Origin of the sequence: Streptomyces sp. NPDC006134, assembly GCF_040628835.1 — a bacterium.
Taxonomy (GTDB): Bacteria; Actinomycetota; Actinomycetes; order Streptomycetales; family Streptomycetaceae; genus Streptomyces.
In genome coordinates this window covers 18,028-38,203 of record NZ_JBEXTV010000056.1, presented here as the reverse complement: position 1 = coordinate 38,203, position 20,176 = coordinate 18,028, and the positions used below count along the sequence as shown (strand labels likewise).

Annotated in this window: 18 protein-coding genes; 7 read left to right on the top strand and 11 right to left on the bottom strand. The window is 74.5% G+C overall.

Features of this window, described 5'->3' with window-relative positions; all coding sequences use genetic code 11:
• Positions 1 to 89: 89 nt before the first annotated feature.
• Complete coding sequence (locus tag ABZ340_RS29205; RefSeq protein WP_358784836.1) at positions 90 to 869, bottom strand: DeoR/GlpR family DNA-binding transcription regulator; 780 nt, start codon at positions 867 to 869, stop codon at positions 90 to 92.
• A gap of 131 nt (positions 870 to 1,000) precedes the next feature.
• Here ABZ340_RS29205 and ABZ340_RS29200 point away from each other — a divergent pair, with 131 nt between their 5' ends.
• Positions 1,001 to 1,882 carry a sugar isomerase gene (locus ABZ340_RS29200; RefSeq protein ID WP_358784835.1) on the top strand — a complete coding sequence of 294 codons (882 nt, stop codon included), beginning with the start codon at positions 1,001 to 1,003 and terminating at the stop codon, positions 1,880 to 1,882.
• A gap of 137 nt (positions 1,883 to 2,019) precedes the next feature.
• Positions 2,020 to 2,880, top strand: a complete 861-nt coding sequence (locus ABZ340_RS29195) for a class II fructose-bisphosphate aldolase (protein WP_358784834.1) — start codon at positions 2,020 to 2,022, stop codon at positions 2,878 to 2,880.
• A 56-nt stretch (positions 2,881 to 2,936) separates the two neighbouring features.
• On the opposite strand, the gene ABZ340_RS29190 is transcribed toward ABZ340_RS29195, so the two are convergent.
• Positions 2,937 to 4,070 carry a methyltransferase gene (locus ABZ340_RS29190; RefSeq protein WP_358784850.1) on the bottom strand — a complete coding sequence of 378 codons (1,134 nt, stop codon included), beginning with the start codon at positions 4,068 to 4,070 and terminating at the stop codon, positions 2,937 to 2,939.
• 161 nt (positions 4,071 to 4,231) lie between these two features.
• On the opposite strand from ABZ340_RS29190, the gene ABZ340_RS29185 reads away from it, so the two are divergent.
• Together ABZ340_RS29185 and ABZ340_RS29180 are read left to right on the top strand one after the other, a co-directional pair.
• Positions 4,232 to 4,930: an alpha-ketoglutarate-dependent dioxygenase AlkB gene (locus tag ABZ340_RS29185; protein WP_358784833.1), complete on the top strand. Its 699-nt coding sequence runs from the start codon at positions 4,232 to 4,234 to the stop codon at positions 4,928 to 4,930.
• 36 nt (positions 4,931 to 4,966) lie between these two features.
• Positions 4,967 to 6,217, top strand: a complete 1,251-nt coding sequence (locus ABZ340_RS29180; protein ID WP_358784832.1) for an ROK family protein — start codon at positions 4,967 to 4,969, stop codon at positions 6,215 to 6,217.
• Positions 6,218 to 6,539: 322 nt separating this feature from the next.
• Here the strand turns inward: ABZ340_RS29180 and ABZ340_RS29175 are convergent, their stop codons facing one another.
• Positions 6,540 to 6,980: a MerR family transcriptional regulator gene (locus ABZ340_RS29175; protein ID WP_358784831.1), complete on the bottom strand. Its 441-nt coding sequence runs from the start codon at positions 6,978 to 6,980 to the stop codon at positions 6,540 to 6,542.
• A 59-nt stretch (positions 6,981 to 7,039) separates the two neighbouring features.
• Between ABZ340_RS29175 and ABZ340_RS29170 the strand changes: the two genes are divergently transcribed.
• The gene (locus ABZ340_RS29170; protein ID WP_358784830.1) at positions 7,040 to 7,948 is read left to right on the top strand and encodes an NAD(P)-binding domain-containing protein; all 909 of its coding nucleotides are present in this window, start codon (positions 7,040 to 7,042) and stop codon (positions 7,946 to 7,948) included.
• 240 nt (positions 7,949 to 8,188) lie between these two features.
• Here the strand turns inward: ABZ340_RS29170 and ABZ340_RS29165 are convergent, their stop codons facing one another.
• The 4 genes from ABZ340_RS29165 to ABZ340_RS29150 form a co-directional block, all read right to left on the bottom strand.
• On the bottom strand, positions 8,189 to 8,776 hold the full coding sequence (locus tag ABZ340_RS29165) for a DUF4865 family protein (protein ID WP_358784829.1): 588 nt from the start codon (positions 8,774 to 8,776) through the stop codon (positions 8,189 to 8,191).
• Positions 8,777 to 8,786: 10 nt separating this feature from the next.
• Positions 8,787 to 9,371 carry a TetR/AcrR family transcriptional regulator gene (locus tag ABZ340_RS29160; RefSeq protein WP_358784828.1) on the bottom strand — a complete coding sequence of 195 codons (585 nt, stop codon included), beginning with the start codon at positions 9,369 to 9,371 and terminating at the stop codon, positions 8,787 to 8,789.
• A 382-nt stretch (positions 9,372 to 9,753) separates the two neighbouring features.
• The gene (locus tag ABZ340_RS29155) at positions 9,754 to 10,290 is read right to left on the bottom strand and encodes an ATP-binding protein (protein ID WP_358784827.1); all 537 of its coding nucleotides are present in this window, start codon (positions 10,288 to 10,290) and stop codon (positions 9,754 to 9,756) included.
• A 183-nt stretch (positions 10,291 to 10,473) separates the two neighbouring features.
• Positions 10,474 to 10,797, bottom strand: coding sequence for a hypothetical protein (locus tag ABZ340_RS29150; protein WP_358784826.1), 324 nt, complete (start codon positions 10,795 to 10,797; stop codon positions 10,474 to 10,476).
• A gap of 349 nt (positions 10,798 to 11,146) precedes the next feature.
• Between ABZ340_RS29150 and ABZ340_RS29145 the strand changes: the two genes are divergently transcribed.
• Entirely contained in the window at positions 11,147 to 12,271 is a 1,125-nt protein-coding gene (locus tag ABZ340_RS29145) for a PLP-dependent cysteine synthase family protein (protein ID WP_358784825.1), read from the top strand.
• 86 nt (positions 12,272 to 12,357) lie between these two features.
• On the opposite strand, the gene ABZ340_RS29140 is transcribed toward ABZ340_RS29145, so the two are convergent.
• Entirely contained in the window at positions 12,358 to 13,239 is an 882-nt protein-coding gene (locus tag ABZ340_RS29140; protein WP_358784824.1) for a DeoR/GlpR family DNA-binding transcription regulator, read from the bottom strand.
• A gap of 296 nt (positions 13,240 to 13,535) precedes the next feature.
• On the opposite strand from ABZ340_RS29140, the gene ABZ340_RS29135 reads away from it, so the two are divergent.
• Complete coding sequence (locus tag ABZ340_RS29135) at positions 13,536 to 15,923, top strand: hypothetical protein (RefSeq protein ID WP_358784823.1); 2,388 nt, start codon at positions 13,536 to 13,538, stop codon at positions 15,921 to 15,923.
• Here ABZ340_RS29135 and ABZ340_RS29130 read toward each other — a convergent pair.
• The 3 genes from ABZ340_RS29130 to ABZ340_RS29120 form a co-directional block, all read right to left on the bottom strand.
• Positions 15,893 to 18,343 carry a right-handed parallel beta-helix repeat-containing protein gene (locus ABZ340_RS29130; protein WP_358784822.1) on the bottom strand — a complete coding sequence of 817 codons (2,451 nt, stop codon included), beginning with the start codon at positions 18,341 to 18,343 and terminating at the stop codon, positions 15,893 to 15,895. The two genes, ABZ340_RS29135 and ABZ340_RS29130, sit on opposite strands and share 31 nt — an antisense overlap.
• A 159-nt stretch (positions 18,344 to 18,502) precedes the next feature.
• Positions 18,503 to 19,108, bottom strand: a complete 606-nt coding sequence (locus tag ABZ340_RS29125) for a hypothetical protein (protein ID WP_358784821.1) — start codon at positions 19,106 to 19,108, stop codon at positions 18,503 to 18,505.
• Positions 19,109 to 19,350: 242 nt separating this feature from the next.
• Positions 19,351 to 20,175, bottom strand: coding sequence for an MOSC N-terminal beta barrel domain-containing protein (locus ABZ340_RS29120; RefSeq protein WP_358784820.1), 825 nt, complete (start codon positions 20,173 to 20,175; stop codon positions 19,351 to 19,353).
• Position 20,176 lies beyond the last annotated feature (1 nt).

The following is a 20,176-nucleotide window of genomic DNA, read 5'->3' as shown; positions in this document are numbered from 1 at the left end:
GCCGCGAGACGGTACCGCCGTAAAAACCGGGGTCCCGGACCGGAGAACCACCGGGGTCCCGGACCGGAGAACCGGCCCGGGACCCCTCCTCACGCCGTCACGACGCCGATTCCGGCCTCCTCGAACCGGCGTACCAGGTCCGCGTCGGCCGCCGTGTCCGTCACCAGCGTGTCCACCGCCTCGGCCGCGCAGATCCGGGCGAACGCCCGCCGGCCCAGCTTGCTGGAGTCGGCGGCCACGACCACCCGCCCGGCGCGCTCGCACAGCAGCCGGTTGACCGCGGCCTCCGCCTCGTCGTGGGCCGCGGCGCCGTGCGCGACGTCGAAGGCGACCACCCCCAGCACCGCCACGTCGACCGTGATCTGGCCGAGCACTCCGTCGGCGAGCGGCCCGATGAGCTCGTAGGACTGGGCCCGCGCGACCCCGCCCGTCACCACGATCTTGAACTGGGGCCGTACGGCGAGCTCGTTGGCGATGTTGAGCGCGTTGGTGACGACGGTCAGTGCGGGCGACCCGGAGGCGAGGTCGCCGCGCACGGCCAGCGCGCGCGCCACCTCCGTCGTGGTCGTACCGCCGGTCAGCCCCACGGCCTCCCCGGGCGCCACCAGCGAGGCGACCGCCTTGGCGATGCGCTGCTTCTCGGAGGCGCGGCGGGCCGTCTTGTAGCGCAGCGGCAGTTCGTACGAGACTCCGTGCACCACCGCTCCGCCCCGGGTGCGGACGAGCATCTGCTGCTCGGCGAGCCGGTCGAAGTCACGGCGGATCGTCGCCGCCGACACCTCCAGCTCGGCCGCCGCCTCCTCGACGTCCAGCCGGCCGCGCTCGACGAGCAGCTCCAGCAGCGCCTTCCAGCGGGCGTCGCGCGACATCCGCATCTCCGTTCCCCGTCACTCCCTGCGTCGAAGAGACACTAGCGCACCCCGCTTCCCCCCAAATGCTTGATCCTGATTGAAATGCCGCTGTATCTTGCAGCAACAATCACATCTGGGAGGGGTACGGCATGACCTATGTCGCGGAAGAGCTGGCCGGCCAGCCCGAGTGCTGGACCCGCGCGGCCTCCGAGGCGGCGGAGCACGGCGAGGCCCTGCCGGCGCCGGGGGAGCGGGTGGCGATCGTCGGATGCGGCACCTCGTACTTCATGGCCCAGGCCGCCGCCGCGCTGCGCGAGGGTGCGGGCCAGGGTGAGACCGACGCCTTCGCCGCCTCCGAGTTCCCCGCCGGCCGCGCCTACGACCGGATCGTCGCCCTCACCCGCTCCGGTACGACCACCGAAGTCCTCGACCTGCTGGGGAAGGTGAAGGGCCGTACCCGCGCCACCGCCGTCACCGCCGACCCGGACACGCCCGTCATGGCCGCCGCCGACGACGTCGTGGTCCTGGACTACGCGGACGAGCGGTCCGTCGTGCAGACCCGGTTCGCCACCACCGCGCTGACCCTGTTCCGCGCCCACCTGGGCCTGCACACCGACGCCGCCGTCGCCGACGCCCGTGCCGCACTCGCGGCCGAGCTGCCCGAAGGACTCGTGGAGTGCACGCAGTTCACCTTCCTGGGGCGCGGCTGGACGGTGGGACTGGCCAACGAGGCCGCGCTGAAGATGCGTGAGGCGTCCCTGTCCTGGACCGAGGCGTACCCGGCGATGGAGTACCGGCACGGCCCCATCAGCGTCACCACCCGGGGGACGGCCACCTGGATGTTCGGGGAAGCCCCCGAGGGGCTGGGCGACCAGGTGCGGCAGACCGGCGGCAGGTGGATCGAGGGCGGTCTCGACCCGCTCGCCGAACTGGTCCGCGCCCAGCGGCTCGCCGTCGCCGTCGCCGCCGCCCGCGGCCTCGACCCCGACCGCCCGCGCCACCTCACCCGCTCGGTGATCCTCACCCCCTGACGGCCGGGAAGCCCGTACTCAGGGACAGCCCGCATCCCGGGACAGCCCGCATCCCGGAACAGCCCGCACCCCGGGACGGCCCGCATCCCGAGACAGCCCGTCCTCCGGGAACCGTGACTCCGGACAAGGAGAGGTCCGTGCCCCTCGCCACCACGGGCGACCTGGTCACACGCGCCGCCGCCACGCGCCGTGCCGTCGCCGCCTTCAACATCATCACGCTGGAGCACGTCGAGGCCGTGATCATCGGCGCCGAATCCGCCGCCACGCCCGTCGTCCTCCAGGTCAGCGAGAACGCGGTGAAGTACCGCTACGGGCGGCTGCTCCCGCTCGCCCGCGCCGCCGTCGCCGCCGCCGAGCGCGCCACCGTGCCCGTCGCCCTGCACCTCGACCACGTCCAGAGCGACACCCTGCTGCGCCAGGCCGCGGACGCCGGGTTCAGCTCGGTGATGTACGACGCCTCCCGGCTGCCGTACGCCGAGAACCTCGCCGCGACCAGGGCGGCGGCCGACTGGGCGCACGCCCAAGGGCTCTGGATCGAGGCCGAGTTGGGTCAGGTGGGCGGCAAGAACGGGCAGCCCCCGCTGGACGCCCACGCGCCCGGCGCCCGCACCGACCCCGCCGAGGCCCGCGCCTTCGTCGCCGACTCCGGCGTGGACGCCCTCGCGGTCGCCGTCGGCAGCGTCCACGCGATGACCACCCGCACCGCTTCCCTCGACCACGACCTCGTCAAACGCCTGGCCGGCACCCTGGAGGTACCGCTCGTCCTGCACGGCTCCTCCGGGGTCCCGGACGGCGAACTGGCCGCGGCCGTCGCGAACGGCATCACCAAGGTCAACGTCGGCACCGCCCTGAACATTGCCATGACCGGCGCCATCCGGGAGTTCCTCGCCGCCCATCCCGAGGCCGTCGACTCGCGCGGCTACCTCACGGTCGGGCGGGAGGCCATGGTCCGGACGGTCACGGAGATCGTCCGGCTGCTCGGCGGCCCCACCACCTGACCGCCCCACTGTCCTGCTGTCCTGCCGTCCTGCCGTCCTGCCGTCCGACGGTCTTCCTACCGCTTGACGGCCTTCAGCACCACGAACTTCGGATCACTGGCCACCACCCGGCTGTTGCCGAACAGCCGCCGCAGCTTGACGTGGTACCCCAGGTGCCGGTTGCCGACCACCCACAGCTCGCCGCCGGGGCGCAGCGCGCGCCGCGCCCCGCTGAACATCCGCCACGCCGTGGCGTCGGTCGTCGCCTGATGGGTGTGGAAGGGCGGGTTGTTGAGCACCAGGTCGACGCTGTCGTCCGGCACCCCGGACAGCCCGTCGCCGACCCGGAACTCCGCCCGCCCCGGCGCCCCGTTGGCCTGGAACGTCGCCTGAGCCGAGGCCACGGCCTGGAACGACTCGTCGGTGAACAGCACCTCGGCCCCGGGACCGGCCAGCGCCACCGCCGTACCGACGACGCCGTTGCCGCACCCGAGGTCCACCACCTTCCGGGGGCCTCGGAGCTCGGGGAGGTGCCGGAGGAAGAAGCGGGTGCCGATGTCGAGCCGGTCGGCGCAGAAGACGCCCGCGTGGTTCACGACGGTCCGGCCGGAGACCGGCCCGATCCCGTCGGGCAGCGTGTAGCGCAGCGGCCACGGATTGGCGGGCCGCCCCCGCGCGGGATCCGGCGTGCAGAAGATCAGCCGGGCCTTCTTCTCCGCGAGGGAGGTCCGGGTCGGGCCGAGGATCCGCTCGAACAGGTTCAGCGTCGAGGTGTGGATCTCCTTCACCATCCCCGTACCGACCACGACCGTGTCCGCGTGCACCGCGGGGGCCAGCCGCAGCAGCTGGTCCTCCAGCAGCGCCAGGCTCTTCGGCACCCGCACCAGCAGCACGTCGATCCGGTCCGGCGGCGCGTCCTGCGTGGTGAGCAGCCGGACCGCGTCCGGCTCGGCACCGTTGCGCGCCAGGTTGGCCCGGGTCGCCTCCTGCCCCAGCCAGGAGTCGGTGATCTGTACCGGCCGGTGCGGTGCCAGCGCCGTGACCAGCGCGCCCCAGCGGTCGCCGACGACCACCACCGTGCCGGACAGGGACGGATGCCGCTCGGCGAGATGCCGCAGGAGGTACTCGTCGGAGGCGTCCCAGGCGCGCAGCCTCTCGCGCGGGTCCTCGGGGAAACGGGTCAGCACCCGCTCGCCCCACGGCGTCGGCATGCGGTCGGTACGGTCGGCGCGCTCGGTGCGGGCGAGGGGGGCGGTACGGTCGTTCATCGTGCGACCAGGCTAGCCGAGCCGGCCCGGCCGCAGCCCGGGGCGGTTCGGTACGGCTCGGGCGGGCGCGAAGCGCCCAGGGCGGCTCGGGCAGGATGGAGGGCATGGACGCCGAGCTGTTCCCCCGGACCCGTACCGAGGTCGCGCCCGGCGCGGTGCACGTCCCGGACTGGCTGGACGCCGGACGGCAGAGGGAGCTCCTCGACGCCTGCCGCCGGTGGGCGCGCCCGCCCGCCGGACTGCGCACGGTCCGCACCCCCGGCGGCGGCACGATGACCGCCCGGCAGGTGTGCCTCGGACGGCACTGGTACCCGTACGGCTACGCCCGCACCGCCGTCGACGGCGACGGCGCGCCCGTGAAGCCCTTCCCCGCCTGGCTGGGCGCCCTGGGCCGCCGCGCGGTGACCGACGCGCTCGGTCCGGACGCCGTGGCCGAAGCGGCGTACGACATCGCACTGGTCAACTTCTACGACGCCGGGGCCCGCATGGGCATGCACCGCGACGGCGACGAGAGGTCCGGCGCCCCGGTGGTCTCCCTCAGCCTCGGCGACACCTGCGTGTTCCGCTTCGGCAACACCGGGACCCGCACCCGGCCCTACACCGACGTCGAGCTGCGCAGCGGCGACCTGTTCGTGTTCGGCGGGCCGTCCCGGCTCGCCTACCACGGGGTGCCGCGCGTGCACCCGGGCACGGCACCGCCCGCCCTCGGCCTGACCGGGCGGCTGAACATCACGCTCCGGGTCGGCGGATTCCCGGACGGATCCCCGGACAGAACCCCGGGCGGATTCCCGGCCGACGCGTAGGCGGCCGGGTCCGCGGGGCATGGGAGACTCGCCTTCATGAGCGGCAAGGCGGACCCCCGGAGCGCGGGGGAAGGGAGCACCACGGCAAGCGCGACGAGGACGCGGCTGGACCGGGGGCGGGGAGCGCTCGGGCCCGCGCTGGAGCTCGTGCACACCGGACGCGCGCCCACCCGTGCCGTCCTCACCGCCGAACTCGGCGTGACCCGGGCCACGGCCGGTGCCGTCGCCGCCGAACTGGAGGCGCTCGGCCTGATCCGGGTGGACGCCCGGCCGGGCGCGGCGGCCGGTTCGCAGGGCCGCCCCTCGCACCGGCTCGCCGTCGCCGAGGACGGGCCCGTCGCCCTCGCCGCCCAGGTCCACGCCGACGGCTTCCGGGCCGCGCTCGTCGGGCTCGGCGGGCGGATCGTCGCCACCGCGCCCGGCTGCGAGGTGGTCGACGCCGACCCGGCGAAGGTCCTCGGCTCCGTCGTCGAGGCGGGCGCCGAACTGCTGCGCGCCACCGGGCGGCGCTGCGTGGGCGCCGGGCTCGCCGTACCGTCCGCGGTGGCCGAACCGGCCGGGCTGGCGCTGAACCCGCTGCACCTGGCCTGGCCCGCGGGCGCGCCCGTCCGGGAGATCTTCGCCGAGCAGGTGCGCGCCGCAGGCATCGACGGTCCCGCCTTCACGGCGAACGACGTCAACCTCGCCGCCCTCGCCGAGCACCGGCACGGCGCCGGCCGCGGCGCCCGCGACCTGCTGTGCGTGGCCACCGGCCACCGGGGCGTCGGCGGTGCCCTCGTCCTCGACGGCCGTCTGCACACGGGCAGTTCCGGCCTCGCCCTGGAGGTCGGCCACCTCACCGTCAACCCCGAGGGCCGCCCCTGCCACTGCGGCAGCCGCGGCTGCCTGGACGTGGAGGCCGACCCGCTGGCCTTCCTCACCGCCGCCGGACGCGAGCCGGGACCCGAGAAGTCCCTGCTCCAGCAGGCGAACGACCTGATCCGCGGCCGCTACACCGACCCGGCCGTGCGCACCGCCACCGAGACCCTCATCGACCGGCTCGGCCTCGGCCTGGCCGGCCTGGTGAACATCCTCAACCCCGACCGGATCATCCTGGGCGGACTCCACCGCACGCTCCTCGACGCCGACCCGGACCGGCTGCGCGCGGTCGTCGCCGGCCGCAGCCTGTGGGGGCAGAGCGGGGGCGTGCCCATCCTGCCCTGCACCCTCGACCACAACAGCCTGGTCGGCGCGGCCGAACTGGCCTGGCAGCCGGTACTGGACGACCCGCTGGCCGTACTCGGCTAGGGGGCTTCTGACGGATCTCCGCGGCGTCGCGACGCCCGGCACGCCCTCTCGCCGCACGGGGTGGAGGGCCGGGTGGCTCCGCCGCATGACCCTCCGCCCCGCACGCCGAGAGCACGCACCGAACGCCGCTCCTTCTTCCGCGGAGATCCGTCAGAAGCCCCCTGGGGTGCGGGCCTGCCGGCCGGCAGAGACGGCCCGAGGAACTCCCGCTCCTCGTCGGTGAGGTGCGCACGTGTCACACCGAAGTCCTGCCGCACCGGCACCCCGGCCAGGGCCCACAACCCGAACGTGATCACAACCGCGGACATTCCCCGGCGCGGCATCACGTGCTGCCGCGCGACGACGAACCGGCATGGCCGGGCCGAGGCGCGGCACCGGCCGCGTGGCAGGCATCCGGATCGTCGGTCCCGGCCGGCGCCGTGGCGGCGATGATGGCGTCCAGCGTGTCGCGTGCGGCCAGCAGGCCCGCCACGGCCTCGTCGATGCGCTCGCGTTCCCGGTTCAGGTCGGGCAGCATGCCGGAACAGGCCGGTGCCAGGAGCTGCCCGTCGTCGACCATGCAGGGCAGCAGTCCGGCGATGGTGGCGGTGTTGAGACCGGCGCCGAGCAGGATGCGGATGCCCCGGACGGTGGCTATGTCCTCTTCCGCGAACTCGCGGTACCCGCTTGGCCGTCGCGACGGCTTGAGCAGCCCTTGCTCCTCGTAATAGCGCAGCAGCCGTTGACTGACCCCGGTCCGCCGGGAGAACTCGCCCATACGCATGTGACGACCACCACGTCCGGTTGACTCTCACATCGGTGTGAGACAGCAGTCTATTCGGCATGACGAACCAGAGATCAGCAAGCCCGCAGCACACGCCCGTCACAGTCGTCGGCCTCGGTCCCATGGGCCTCGCCCTCGCCGAGACGCTCTGGGGCCACGGCCACCCCACGACCGTCTGGAACCGCACGCCCGAGAAGGCCGACCGCCTCGTCACCAAGGGCGTCCACCGTGCGGAGACCGTCGCCGAAGCAGTGTCCGCCGGCCCTGTCACAATCATGTGCCTCAAGGACTACGAAACCATGTACGAGGTCTTCGATTCCGCCGGCGACGCCTTGAAGGGCCGCGTACTGGTGAACCTCAACTCCGGGACTCCGAAGGAGGCGCACGCGGCGGCCGGCTGGGCGGCCGAGCGCGGCGTCGCGTACCTGGACGGCGCGATCATGGTGCCGCCGCCGCTGGTCGGACACCCCGGATCCGTCTTCCTCTACAGCGGTCCGCGGGACGTCTTCGACGAGCACCGGGCGACGCTGGCGAGCATGGGCGATCCCCGGTACCTCGGCTCCGAGCCCGGTCTGGCGGTGCTGTACAACACCGCGCTGCTGGAGATGATGTACGCCACCATCAACGGCTATCTGCACGCCACCGCCATGGTCGGCTCGGCCGGGGTCTCGGCGGTGGAGTTCGCCGAACTGGCCGTCGGCTGGTTCCTGCCCGCGGTGCTGGGCCCGATGCTCGCCGAGGAGGCTCCCGTCCTGGACAGGGGCGTCTACCCGGGGGATCTCGGCACCATGGAGATGAACCTGAACGCGCTGGAGCACATCGCCCGCACCGCCGAGGAGCAGGGCGTGCACACCGGCCAGCCGCGGCTGATGCGGGAGATCGCCTCGCGGGCGATCGCGGACGGCCACGGCGGCGAGAACTACCTGGCCGTGTTCGAAGTCTTCAAGAAGGCGACACAGGCTCCGTGACCTTCGTCCGGACGGTGTCCACGAGCAGGTCACCTCCGCCGGCGTCCGGGCCGAGGCCGGCACCGCCCCTGTGCTTCGGGACATCCGCCGTCCTGCCACCTCGGCGTCGAGGCGGGTGAAGCCGGCGCCGGGGCGCACCGCCCGGACGGGGCGAACGCCGCCTGCCGGGGAACAGGGGGCCGTGCGCGCGCACGCCCGGCACGCCGGGAGCCGCGCCCCCGGGCGCGGCGCGGACCGCGCTCACCACCGGCGCCCCCGGGGCAGCCGGTCCAGTCCCGGCGCCGACACGTGCAGCACCCGGAAGACGTCACCCTCGGTCCCCGCGGGCACCTCACCGGCCCAGAGGGAGAAGAGGACCACCTCCCAGCGGCCGGTGTCCACGGCCGCCGCCGCGAGCACGGCACCGCCCCGCGCCGCCAGCCGGCCGGCCCGCTCCACCGCGTCCGCCGCGGCCTCGGCCACCGGCACCCCGTCCGGCACCCGCTCCCGCCGCCGGACCGCGACCCGCGCGGGCGATCCGGCGGCGACGCCCTCCTCGCACGCCAGGCCCGCCCACTGCCGGACCGGCGGCCGCCCGAAGTCGTCGCAGATCCCCTGGAAACCGCCGTCCCAGAGAAAGGAGTTCATGCCTTCCACGGTGTGCCACAGGTAGAACGGCGCGTACTGGCTGACCGGCGAGCCGTCCTTCCCGCGCTCCCGCATCAGGTACGCCTTCAGCCCGAGGCCGTCGAAGGCGTCCAGCAGATGGCCGCGGTCGGCCACCCGCTTCCGGATGACGCCCATGTCGTAGTCGGCGGGCAGGGTGATCTCGTACTGCATCGCGTGCATCGTGGGTCCCTCAGGCGGTGTGGTCGTGGAGCGCGAGCAGGGAGAGCAGTCCCCGCACGCCGGTGTCGAAGGCCGCGGGGGAGCCGGAGGCGCGGGCGAGGACGTAACCGCCCTGTACGGTGGCGACGACGGCCGCCGCGATCTCCTCGCCGTCCAGGGACGGTGCGAACTGCCCCTCCTCCTTGCCCTCTTCGACGATCCCGGCGATGCGCTCGCGCAGCCAGTCCAGGGTCTCGTCCACGGGAGCGCGCAGTTCGTCGCTGGCGACGACGTCCGGGTCCATCGTCAGCCGGCCGACCGGGCAGCCGCGCAGTACGTCCCGCTCCCGCCGCAGATACGCCGCGATGCGCTCGTACGGGGTTCCGGGACCGCCCAGCACCTTCTCGGCGGTGGCCCGCATCTCCTCGGCGGTGCGCCGGATCGCGGCCAGGGCGAGATCCGGCTTGCCCTTGAAGTGGTGGTACATGCTGCCCTGTCCCGCGCCCGAACGCTCCAGGATCGCCTTCGGGCTGGTGCCCACGTATCCGCGCTCCCACAGCAGCTCGCGGGTGGATTCGATCAGTCGCTCCGAGGTGCTCATGCCCCCACTGTACATACTAGTAGTTACAGAAAGGAAGGCGTGTCCGCCGCCGGGAGCGGCAGCCGGGCGGCCCCTGCTCCCGCCGGGACAGGCCCACGGCCGCTGGCGGTACGACGACCCGGGCCCCTCGGCGGGGCCCTTCTCGGCTCGTCGGCACCTCGCCGAGACCGGCATGCACGAGAGGAACCGACACGCGGACCCTCGCACCCTTCGGCGGCGGCCCCGGACCGTGGATCCTGCTCGTCCCCTTCGTCCGGAGGCGGTCGCCGTGATCGCCGACGTGGTCCTGCCGCACCGGCCGGCGCGGCCCGCCCGGACGTGCGCCCCCGCCCGGACGTGCGGCGGACCCCGGCGCCACCGGCCGGCCGGCCCGGGGGAGGAGCAGGTCACCGCCCGGTCAGCCGGCAACGGCCGACCGGGCGGGAGCGGGTTGGGGCCGGCCGGGGCCGACCTGCTCGACCTCGGGGAACGGGCGGGCGTGCGTCTCCTCGACCGCGCGCCGCGGCGGGTGCGCGGCGGCGAACGGCTCGGACGTGGCCATGGTCGCGGGGAGTGTGAACCAGACGACCTTGCCGGAATCCCCGTCCGGCCGGGCGCCCCAGCTCTCGCTCATCGCGGCCACCATCGCCAGCCCGCGGCCACAGGTCGCCAGCGGGTCGGCGTCGTCCACCACGGGCAGACGCGGGTCGTGGTCGCGCACCGAGACCGTGAGCCGGTCGAGCAGCAGCTCCAGCTCCACGGTGCACGTCTTGTCGGGGCGGGCATGCAGGTGGACGTTGGTCAACAGCTCCGTCACACCGAGCGCCGCCCGGTCGATCAGGGAATCCAGATGCCAGTAGCGCAACTGCGCAGATACGATCCTGCGGACCTGGCCGATCCGCGACGGCAGGGCTTGGAGCTCCACCGTGCAGTGCCTGCTTGGGTGACTGATCACGGCTGCGACTCCCCGACGTGAGGTCCGGAAGAACACGGAGTACGGATGCAGCGGGGCGTCTGCGGCACAGCCCGCCCGCTGCCATGATCCGGCGGGCTGGTTCGCAGCGTTATCGCCGGTAAACCCAGAGTGACGTGAGACCAGAGTGGCGCAAGGGGTACGGCACCGCAACTTACGGACATCTCAGTCGCCGTGCCCCGCCGCCTTGCGCACGGCCTCGATGAAGCGGCGTGCCGGGGGTGGCCCCGGTTCGCCCGGCGCGGGGTCGCTCTCGCCGAGGGTCAGCACGTACCGCTTGCCGTCCAGCTCCGCGAGCGCCCGGTCCTCGCCGGCGAACCAGGGCCTGGAGGCGCGCACCGCCTGCACCGGAGCACTGTCGATCACACTGCCGTAACTGGTGAGCAGCTCCAGCCTGCCGTCGCTGATCCGGACCTGTCCGGCCCGGGTGAGCGACCGCAGCCGCTGGTCTATCCGCACCCCCGTGGCCGTGAACTCCGGCTCCGCCATGCCGCCGCCCCCTCGCACGCGTCGGTGTGCCGGACCGAGCTCCCGCGGGCCGCCCCGGCTCGTGTCGTGACCCAGTGTGCCCCCGTCCGGAGCCCTGGTCCCGGCCCCGCCCGGTGCAGTCTGCCCGCCCCGGGCGGCGAACACCAGTGCATGCGACCCCCCTTCGCCGGGGTGTGGGAGCACGCGCGCGCCCGCATGCGCCCCCATGAGCCCCCGAGGGGCGGCCCAGGGGTGCCTTGGGGCGGCTCAAAGGTGTGTTTATGCAGGTGAGAAGCGTGTGGAAGGCGCCTATGATGCGGTGTGCCGGCCGCGCGACGCGCCGTCGGAGCGCACCGTGAGGAGCCCCGTCGTGAGCACCACCGATCACCCCCGTACCGGCGAGACCCTGGACGTCGACCGCAGCGACGCCGCCTACCGCGCGTGGCTGAAAGAAGCCGTCCGCAAGGTCCAGGCGGACGCCAACCGTTCGGCCGACACCCACCTGCTCCGCTTTCCGCTGCCCGAACGGTGGGGCATCGACCTGTATCTGAAGGACGAGTCGACCCATCCGACCGGCAGCCTCAAGCACCGCCTCGCCCGCTCGCTCTTCCTCTACGGCCTGTGCAACGGCTGGATCCGGCCGGACCGCCCGGTGATCGAGGCGTCCAGCGGCTCGACCGCCGTCTCCGAGGCGTACTTCGCGAAGCTGATCGGCGTGCCCTTCATCGCCGTCATGCCGCGCACGACGAGCGCCGAGAAGATCCGCCTCATCGAATTCCACGGCGGACGGTGCCATTTCGTCGACGACCCGCGGAAGATGTACGAGGAGTCCGCCCGGCTCGCAGCCGACACCGGCGGCCACTACATGGACCAGTTCACCTACGCCGAACGGGCCACCGACTGGCGCGGCAACAACAACATCGCCGAGTCGATCTTCCGCCAGCTGCGGCTGGAGCGGTTCCCCGAACCGGCGTGGATCGTCGCCACGGCCGGCACCGGCGGCACCTCCGCGACCCTGGCGCGCTACGTCCACTACATGCAGTACGACACCCGCGTCTGCGTCGCCGACCCGGAGAACTCCTGCTTCTTCGACGGCTGGACCACCGGCGATCCCGACGTCACCTGCGACTGCGGCTCCCGCATCGAGGGCATCGGCCGGCCGCGCATGGAGCCGAGCTTCGTGCCCGGCGCGATCGACCGGATGATGAAGGTGCCGGACGCGGCGAGCGTCGCCGCCGTACGGGCCCTGGAGCGGGCCATCGGCCGCAAGGCGGGCGGCTCGACCGGTACCGGACTGTGGAGCGCCCTGAAGATCGTCGCCGAGATGGTGGCCGAGGGCCGCCGGGGCAGTGTGGTGACCCTGCTGTGCGACCCGGGGGACCGGTACCTCGACAAGTACTACTCGGACGCCTGGCTGGCGGAGCAGGGCCTGGACATCCGGCCGTACACGGCGGCGATCGAGTCACTGCTGGAGACCGGCGTCTGGCCCCGCTGAACGCCCCGGCCCCCGCCGTCACCCTTCGATGAGGCCGGGCGAGCCGCCGTCGCCTCCGCTCCGGGGAACGCCGGGCGCGCCGGCCCTCAGCCGCGCTCCTGCCCCTCGTCCTCGGCGACCTCGGAGCTCTCGGCGCCCTCGGCGTCCTCGTAGCTCTCGCCCGGCTCGCCGGCGACCACCAGCCGCAGATGCTCCGAGATCTCCGCACGCGCCCCGGCCGGCAGCCCGGCGTCGGTCACCAGGGTGTCGACCTGCTCCAGCTTCGCGAAGGAACTCAGGCCGACCACACCCCACTTGGTGTGGTCGGCGACCACCACGACCCGCCGCGCCGACCGCACCAGGCGGCGGTTGGTCTCGGCCTCCGCCAGGTTCGGCGTCGACAGGCCCGCCTCCACCGATATCCCGTGCACCCCGAGGAACAGCACGTCGAAGTGGAGCGCCGCGATCGCCTGGTCGGCCACCGGCCCCACCAGCGAGTCGGACGGCGTGCGCACCCCGCCGGTCAGCACCACCGTGGCCGCGCCCTGCCGCGCGCCGGAGCCGCGCTGCGCCGCGTGGAAGACGTCGGCCACCCGCACCGAGTTGGTGACCACCGTCAGGTCCGGCACGTCGAGCAGCCGGTGCGCCAGCGCGTACGTCGTCGTCCCGCCCGACAGCGCGATCGCCGCACCCGGCGCGACCAGCTCGGCCGCGGCCCGCGCGATGTCCTCCTTGGCGGTCTGCTCCAGGCCCGACTTGGCCTCGAACCCCGGTTCGTGCGTGCTCGCCTCGGCCACCGGCACCGCGCCGCCGTGCACCTTCTCCAGCACGCCCTGCCGGGCCAGCGCGTCGAGGTCGCGGCGGACCGTCATGTCGGACACGCCGAGCCGCCGGGTCAGCTCGTTGACCCGGACGCCGCCCCGGCGGCGGACCTCGTCGAGGATCAGGGCGCGCCGCTGCTCCGCGAGGAGGTTCTGATTCTCGCTCACGTACGCTTCCGGTCCTTTCGCCTCAAGTCACCCACACCCGCCCGGCACGCCCGGCGAACCTGCCCCCACGAGGACATTCTCCCCGCCCCGGCGCGTGGCGTCCCATCCTCGCACGCCCCGTCGGGCCCCGCGTCACCGCCTGCCCGACGCGCACATGTCACTCAGATCTCGGCCGTGCGTCACTCGTGCCACGGATCGGGGAAATTCCGTGACGGCGGGTGTAGGCCGCCCGTCCAGCGGAGATCCTGTGCCCGCACGGACACAGCCGACGGCACGTCACGGGGGAAGTGCGAGCAGTGGAACGAGCGCAGGAACAGGCCGCGGCGGGCGGACAGGACGGCCCCGCCCCGCGGCCCGGGACAACCGGAACGGCACTGGAACTCCTGGTCCACGGAGTCGGCGGCACGACCCCCGGGGAGATGCTGGACGATCCGCGGACCGTGCGGATCACCGGTGACGACGTCGCCGCCGTCTTCCGGCGGGCCGAGGACGCCGACGCCGAGTCGCGGCCGGGGGACCACCGGGGCCGGCCGGTGCCCGAGGCCTACGTCTGGTGCAACCTCACCTCCGGCAACGGCACCCGCGCGCTGTGGCTGCTGCTCCTGCCGTTCATGGTGGTCAACCTCGCCCACTGGATGCGGCCCGCCGCATCCGGCCGGATCCGCACGGTCCGCCTGTACGGCCTGCTGGTGCGGCTCACCGGCCTGACCCTGACGGTGCTGCTGGTCGCGGCGGCCTGCGAGGTCGCCCTGGACCTGGCGGCCTGGCAGTGCGCGGGCACCCGCGCGTGCGCCGAACGCCACTCCTGGCTCGGCTTCCTGTCGCCCGCGGTCTCCGGCGGCGGCTGGTGGAGCCCGCCCGGCCGCCGCCTCGCCCTCGCGGCCGTGGTGCCCGCCGCCCTCACCGGCCTGCTGTGGTTCCTGTCGCTGCGCACCTGGAGCGCGTACGAGTCCCAGCGGCCGCCGGCCGGCGGCGGCGAGTCCGACCCGGACGCCGCCCGCACTGCGCTCGGCCGGCCCGGCTTCTGGTACGGCCGCCGGCTGGTCGCCCGGCTGCGCGCCGCGCACACCGCCGCGGCCCTCGTGACGGTCGCCGCCGCCCTCACGGCACCGGCCGCGCGGTTCGACCGCGCGCCCGGCGGACCCGCGCTGCTCGACATCCTGGGACGGCTCCTGGCCGCGGCCCTCGCCGCCTGCGCCGTCGCCGTGGTGGGGGCGGTCTGCCGCCGGGGCCGCAGCGAGCGGCGCCTGGACCACGGCCTCGACGTGCGTCTCGTACGGTGGCTGCCGCTCGCCGCGCTCGCCCTGCTGGTCCTCGCCCTGCTGTACGCCGGGTGGGACCGCCCGGGCTGGACGTCGGCCGGCCGGCTGCCCGGGGACGCCGCCTTCGGCGGCATCACCCTGGTGCAGGGCCTGCTCGTCGTCGCCCTCGCAGCCGTCGCCCACCTCCTGCACCGCATCCGCCCCGACCGCCGCGCCGCCATGTACGGCCTCGGCGGCCCCGCCGTCGCCATGCTGGCCTGCGCGCTGGGCGGGGTGATGTCCGGCGGCGTCGCCCAGCGGGTGTCGGACTGGCTCGACGGCACCGGCGCCTTCCTCGACGGCCCGCCGGTCCTGCTCACCTGGCAGGCGTCCGTGATCCCGCCCCTGCTCGCGGTGGTGCTGGCGCTGTCCGCCTGGCTCGCCCACCGCGCCTGGCGACTGGCCCGCGCCGAACGCGCCGCCGTGGCACGCGACTACCCCGGCGAGCCCGGCGACACCGAGCGCACCCGCCGCATCGCCCGCGCCCGCGCCCTGGCCGCCCTCACCGACCGGGGCCCCCGCGTCGTCGCCGTCGTCTCCGCCACGACGCTGCTGCTGGGCTCCGGCGCGCTGGCGGGCGCCCTGATCACCGGCCGGACCCCCGCCGGTGCCGCCGACGGCACCCCCGCGTTCGTCCAGGGCGCCGCCGAGACCGCCCAGGCCCTGGGCTCCTGGCTGATAGGGCTCGGCTTCGTCCTGCTCGTCACCTGCGGCCGCCGCGCCTACAAGGACGCCTCCACCCGGCGCACCATCGGCATCCTGTGGGACGTCGGCACCTTCTGGCCGCGCGCCGCCCACCCCTTCGCACCGCCCTGCTACGCCGAGCGCGCGGTGCCCGACCTGACCTGGCGCATGGCGACCTGGACGCGGGCGACCGGCGGGCGGCTGGTCATCTCCGGGCACTCGCAGGGCAGCGTGCTGGCCGCTGCCGCCGCCTGGCAGCTGGCGACCGCCGAACGCAAGCGGGTCGCCCTGCTGACGTACGGCTCCCCGCTGGAGCGCCTGTACGGCCGCTGGTTCCCCGCCCACTTCGGCCCGGACGCGCTCGGCTCCCTGCACCGGGACGTCGACTGCTGGCGCAACCTGTACCGGCTCACCGACCCCATCGGCGGCCCGGTCGGGCTGCCCGGCGACCGCGGTCCCGCGGTCGACCGGGAACCCCTGAAGGACCCCCTGGCGTACGGCCGCACCGAACACCACCCGCTGCCCGCGCCCATCCTCGGCCACTCCGACTACCAGGCGGACCCGGCGTTCGCCGAGGAACGGCAGCGGCTGCTGGCCCGGCTGCGCCCGGATGTGCCGGCCCCGCGCCACACCGGGCAGGAGTCCGTACCGGGCGCGGACAGCGGTCCTCAGGGCTGCTCGGGCAGGTCCTCGGCGTAGAGGAGGGACAGGTCGTCCGTGCTGGGGTCCGCCAGCTGGGCGACCCGGCTCGCGTGCCGCTCCACCATCGCCTCGAAGGTCTGCCGGGCGGTGCGGCCGTTGCCGAACGCGGGCCCCTTGGGGATCGCCGCGAAGTACCGCAGCAGCGCCTCGTCCGCGCCGGGCGCCAGCCGGTACTCGTGCTCCTCGGCCTGCTGCTCCACGATCCGCAGCAGCTCCTCGGGACCGTAGTCGCCGAAGGTGATGGTCCGTGAGAAACGGGAGGCCACCCCCGGGTTGACCGACAGGAACCGCTCCATCTCCGCCGTGTAGCCCGCGACGATCACCACGACCGCGTCGCGGTGGTCCTCCATCAGCTTCACCAGCGTGTCGATGGCCTCCTTGCCGAAGTCCCGGCCCGCGTCCTCGGGCGAGAGCGCGTAGGCCTCGTCGATGAACAGCACCCCGCCCCGCGCCCGCTCGAACGCCTCCTGGGTGCGGATCGCGGTGGACCCGATGTGCTCGCCCACCAGGTCGACCCGGGACACCTCGACGAGATGCCCCTTCTCCAGGACGCCGAGCGAGGCGAGGATCTCGCCGTACAGCCGGGCGACCGTCGTCTTGCCGGTGCCGGGGGAGCCCGTGAAGACCAGGTGGCGCTTGACCGACGCCGCCTTCAGGCCTGCCCGCTGCCGGCGCCGGCCCACCTCGATCATGTCGGTCAGGGCCCGCACCTCGCGCTTGACGCTCTCCAGGCCCACCAGCGCGTCCAGTTCGCCGAGCACGTCCTTCGGCGTCCGCGCCGGCTTCCCGGGCGGCGCCGGGGCGACCGGCGGCTCCTGCCCGGCCGCGCGCTGCCCGGGGAGCGGCCCCAGCAGACCGGACGACGCGGCGGACGGCCGGCTCACCGTCTGCGCGGCCGTCTCGCGGGCCGCGTGCCGCCCGAGGCCACCGCTCTCGTCGCTGGTGCAGTCCTCGACGAGGGGACCGGCGTCCGGGCCCGCGTCGGGGCCGCCGTCCGCGAACTCGTACCCGCCGCGCGCGCACCGCTCCGTGCGGCACCGCCGCAGCGTCGTACGGCACCCGTCGATCACGTGGAAGCCGTAGCCGCCGCTGCCGGTCACCCGGCAGTTCAGGAAGGTGCCGCGCCCGCCCGCCGACACGTAGAACCCGGCCTCGGAGGGGGAGTCGACCGTGCAGCGCTCGATGGTGGGGTCGGCGCCCTTGGTGACGATCACGCCGGTCTGCGTGCCGTCCAGGGTGCAGTTGCCGAGCGTGCCGCCGCTGCCGTGGTCGCGGAACCAGGCCCCCGTCGCCGCGTCCCGGATCCGGCAGTCGTCGAGCTGCGCGGTGGCGCCGTCGCTCACCGACACGGCCGTGTTGCGGACCTGGGACAGGTCGCTGTCGACGACGTCCGCGCGCGAGCCGCGGTCCAGGACGAACAGCGCGTCCGGCACGTCGTGCACCCGGCAGGAGTCCAGCACCGCCGTGGCGCCGTCACTGACCCACACCGCCGGGTAGTCGCCGGTGCTGTCGAAGATCTCGCACTGGTTGGCGTCCACGCGCGTGCCCGGGTCCCACACCGACAGGCCGTTGCGCCCGAACTGCCGCACACTGGTGCGGGTCAGCGTCAGCACCGAGCGGGAGCGCAGGTCCACCGCGTTCTCGGGGATGTCGTGGATGCGGCAGTCGGCGAGCGTGAGGACGGCGTCGGTGTCGAGCGTGATGCCGTCGGCGGTGGTGCGGTGCACGTCGCAGTCGGCCAGGTGCGCGGTGGCCCGGCCGGTGACCTGGACGCCGCTGCCCCGCACCTCGTAGATCTCGCAGCCCACGGCCTCCAGCGCGGAGTTGTCGCCCGTCACCGTCAGGCCCGAGCCCGCGGCGTGGTGGACGCGGCACCGCTCCAGCCGGGGGTGCGCGCCGGTGCGCACCGCGACGCCGGCCTGGCCGGCGGCGACGACCTCGCACTCCTCGAACACCCCGCCCCCGCCGTCGAGGACGGCGATGCCGACGCCGGCCGGGTTGTCGACCGTGCAGCGCCGCACCGTCGGACGGGCGCCGCCGCGCACCTCGATCCCGGCCGCGGACCGTGTGACGATCCGCACGCCGGTCAGTTCCGGTGTGCCCTCCTCCACCAGCACGGCCGGGGCCGCCGCGTCCTGCCCCTCCACGTGCAGGTCCTGCACCACCGCCGAGGCACGCACGGTCAGCGGCACCCCGTCCGCCGGCGCGATCCGCACCGAGCCGTGGGCCCCCTCGGGGGCGCGCAGGGTGACCGCCCGCAGGACGACGAGGTTCTCCCGGTAGGTCCCGGGAGCGACGGTGAGGACGTCACCGTCGACCGCGGCCTCCAGGGCGGCGGCGAGCGATGCGTACTCACCCGTGCGGCGCCGCCACCGCGATGTGCCGGTGTGCGTCACCTGGACCGTGCCCTGTGCCATGGCGTTGCTCTGCCCCCACCTCGTCGTACTGATGGCTCGTTCGCCGTCGGGGCACCGCGGCCCCTTGGCTCTCTCACGCGCGGGTCGTTGCCGAAAGCGGTTCGGCCGGTCCACCGTAGCGTGCGCGCGGGCGGCGGGTTGACCGGAGGCGGAAGGCCGTCAACTGCCGGTTCCGGTCCGGCCCCAGTCCGGGCCGACCCGGTCCCAGGCCTGGTCCAGGCGGGCGTACCGGCGGCGGACCAAGCGCCAGACGATCAGCCGCCGGGCGGTCTCGACGCCCCCGGCCGCCACCAGCGCGGCACCGAAGCCGGCGAGGACGGCGTGGGTGGTGGCGGTGGCGGAGTCCAGCGGGCGGGCCGCCGTCCGGCCCTGCCCGTCCGTCCATATGCGGAACCGGTCACCGGGCTGCGGGTCTCTCAGGGTCGTCGTGACCGCGCCGTGGCGTTCGGTGCCGTCCGGCGCGGTCCAGTCGGCCAGGACACGGCTGCGCAGGTCGCCCGCCGCGCCGGTCTCCGGATCGATGTCGAGGCCCGTGCGGGCCAGTTCGCGCACGACCGTGGCGGTCACCGGCTGCCGGGAGGCGTGCTGCTCCCGGACGGACTCCTGCAGGGCGCCTCGGGTGGCGCCGCCGACGAGCACGCCGGTCACGGGGGCGGACAGGAGCATCAGCAGCAGGGCGGCGAGCGCCACCCACGCCTCGACGAGGTCGGTCGTGCGGCACAGGGGATTGTGCCGCCAGCGCACGAGTCCACTGATCGCCCGCACCGTCCGCACCCCCTTCCCGCTGCGTGATACCCCTCGGCGGAGCCGTTCACGAGCGGCACCCGCCACAAGAGAGCGACGTCACGTGCCGGGCGGCGCCGTCTCGGGGCGGGCTCCGTCGCGAACTTCCCGCAGACTCCTCGCCCCGGACCAACGCGCGGGCTCCGGACGGGGTTCCCCGTGGACCGGGCCGGGGAAGGGGCTCGTCACCCGACGACCTCACCCGTCGGCCTCACCCGCCGTCCTCACCCGACGACCTCGACCGGGTCGCCGACCCGGACCGTGCCGGGGCCGAGCGGCACCAGGTTCTGCCCGAACACCAGCTTGCCGCCGAGGCGCCGGTGGCGCCCGAGCGTGTGCAGGGGTTCCCGGCCGCGTCCGGCGGTGCCCTGGTCGGTGGTGGTCACCACGCACCGCCCGCACGGCTTGGCGACACGGAAGACGACCTCCCCGACGGTGACGCGCGTCCAGCCGTCCTCGGCCCAGGCGTCGGTGCCCGACACGACCAGGTTCGGCCGGAAGCGGTTCATGGGCAGCGGCCCCTCGGCCGCGTGATCGCCCTGGGCCACCAGGTGGTTGAGGGCGTCGAGGGAGGCCGTCGTCGTGAGCAGCAGCGGGTAGCCGTCGGCGAAGGAGACGGTCTCACCGGGCCGTGCGTACCGCGGGTCGACGGGCCGGCGCGTGGCGGGGTCGTCCATGTGCACGAGCCGTACGTCCATGCCGAGGTAGGCGCTGCACCAGACGTGCGCGGCGGGGTCCTGTGCCGGGACGCCCTCGACCTTGTCGCGGAAGATCTCCACCGCGACCGTGCCTCCCGGGCGCGGCACCGGCACCGTCAACGGCTCCATGCCGGGCGCGGACAGCCGGACGCCGCCGGGCAGGAGCTCGGCGGCGGCCAGGGCGAGGCGCGGCTGCTGGCGTTGCGTGACGACCTTTCCCCCGTCGTCGATCAGCACCCAGCGGCGGTCTCCGGCCAGCCCCCAGGGCTCCACGGCGGCCTCCCGGGGCGCCAGGCCCCGCAACGCCTTGACCGGATGGACGTGAACCGACTGCAGTCGCGCGCTCCCCATG

Excerpts from the sequence above, each read along its gene's own strand:
- ABZ340_RS29205 (WP_358784836.1), bottom strand. The coding sequence starts at position 869 with ATGTCGCGCGACGCCCGCTGGAAGGCGCTGCTGGAGCTGCTCGTCGAG.
- ABZ340_RS29200 (WP_358784835.1), top strand. The coding sequence starts at position 1,001 with ATGACCTATGTCGCGGAAGAGCTGGCCGGCCAGCCCGAGTGCTGGACC.
- ABZ340_RS29190 (WP_358784850.1), bottom strand. The coding sequence starts at position 4,070 with ATGCCGACGCCGTGGGGCGAGCGGGTGCTGACCCGTTTCCCCGAGGAC.
- ABZ340_RS29185 (WP_358784833.1), top strand. The coding sequence starts at position 4,232 with ATGGACGCCGAGCTGTTCCCCCGGACCCGTACCGAGGTCGCGCCCGGC.
- ABZ340_RS29180 (WP_358784832.1), top strand. The coding sequence starts at position 4,967 with ATGAGCGGCAAGGCGGACCCCCGGAGCGCGGGGGAAGGGAGCACCACG.
- ABZ340_RS29175 (WP_358784831.1), bottom strand. The coding sequence starts at position 6,980 with ATGCGTATGGGCGAGTTCTCCCGGCGGACCGGGGTCAGTCAACGGCTG.
- ABZ340_RS29170 (WP_358784830.1), top strand. The coding sequence starts at position 7,040 with ATGACGAACCAGAGATCAGCAAGCCCGCAGCACACGCCCGTCACAGTC.
- ABZ340_RS29165 (WP_358784829.1), bottom strand. The coding sequence starts at position 8,776 with ATGCACGCGATGCAGTACGAGATCACCCTGCCCGCCGACTACGACATG.
- ABZ340_RS29160 (WP_358784828.1), bottom strand. The coding sequence starts at position 9,371 with ATGTACAGTGGGGGCATGAGCACCTCGGAGCGACTGATCGAATCCACC.
- ABZ340_RS29150 (WP_358784826.1), bottom strand. The coding sequence starts at position 10,797 with ATGGCGGAGCCGGAGTTCACGGCCACGGGGGTGCGGATAGACCAGCGG.
- ABZ340_RS29130 (WP_358784822.1), bottom strand. The coding sequence starts at position 18,343 with ATGGCACAGGGCACGGTCCAGGTGACGCACACCGGCACATCGCGGTGG.
- ABZ340_RS29120 (WP_358784820.1), bottom strand. The coding sequence starts at position 20,175 with ATGGGGAGCGCGCGACTGCAGTCGGTTCACGTCCATCCGGTCAAGGCG.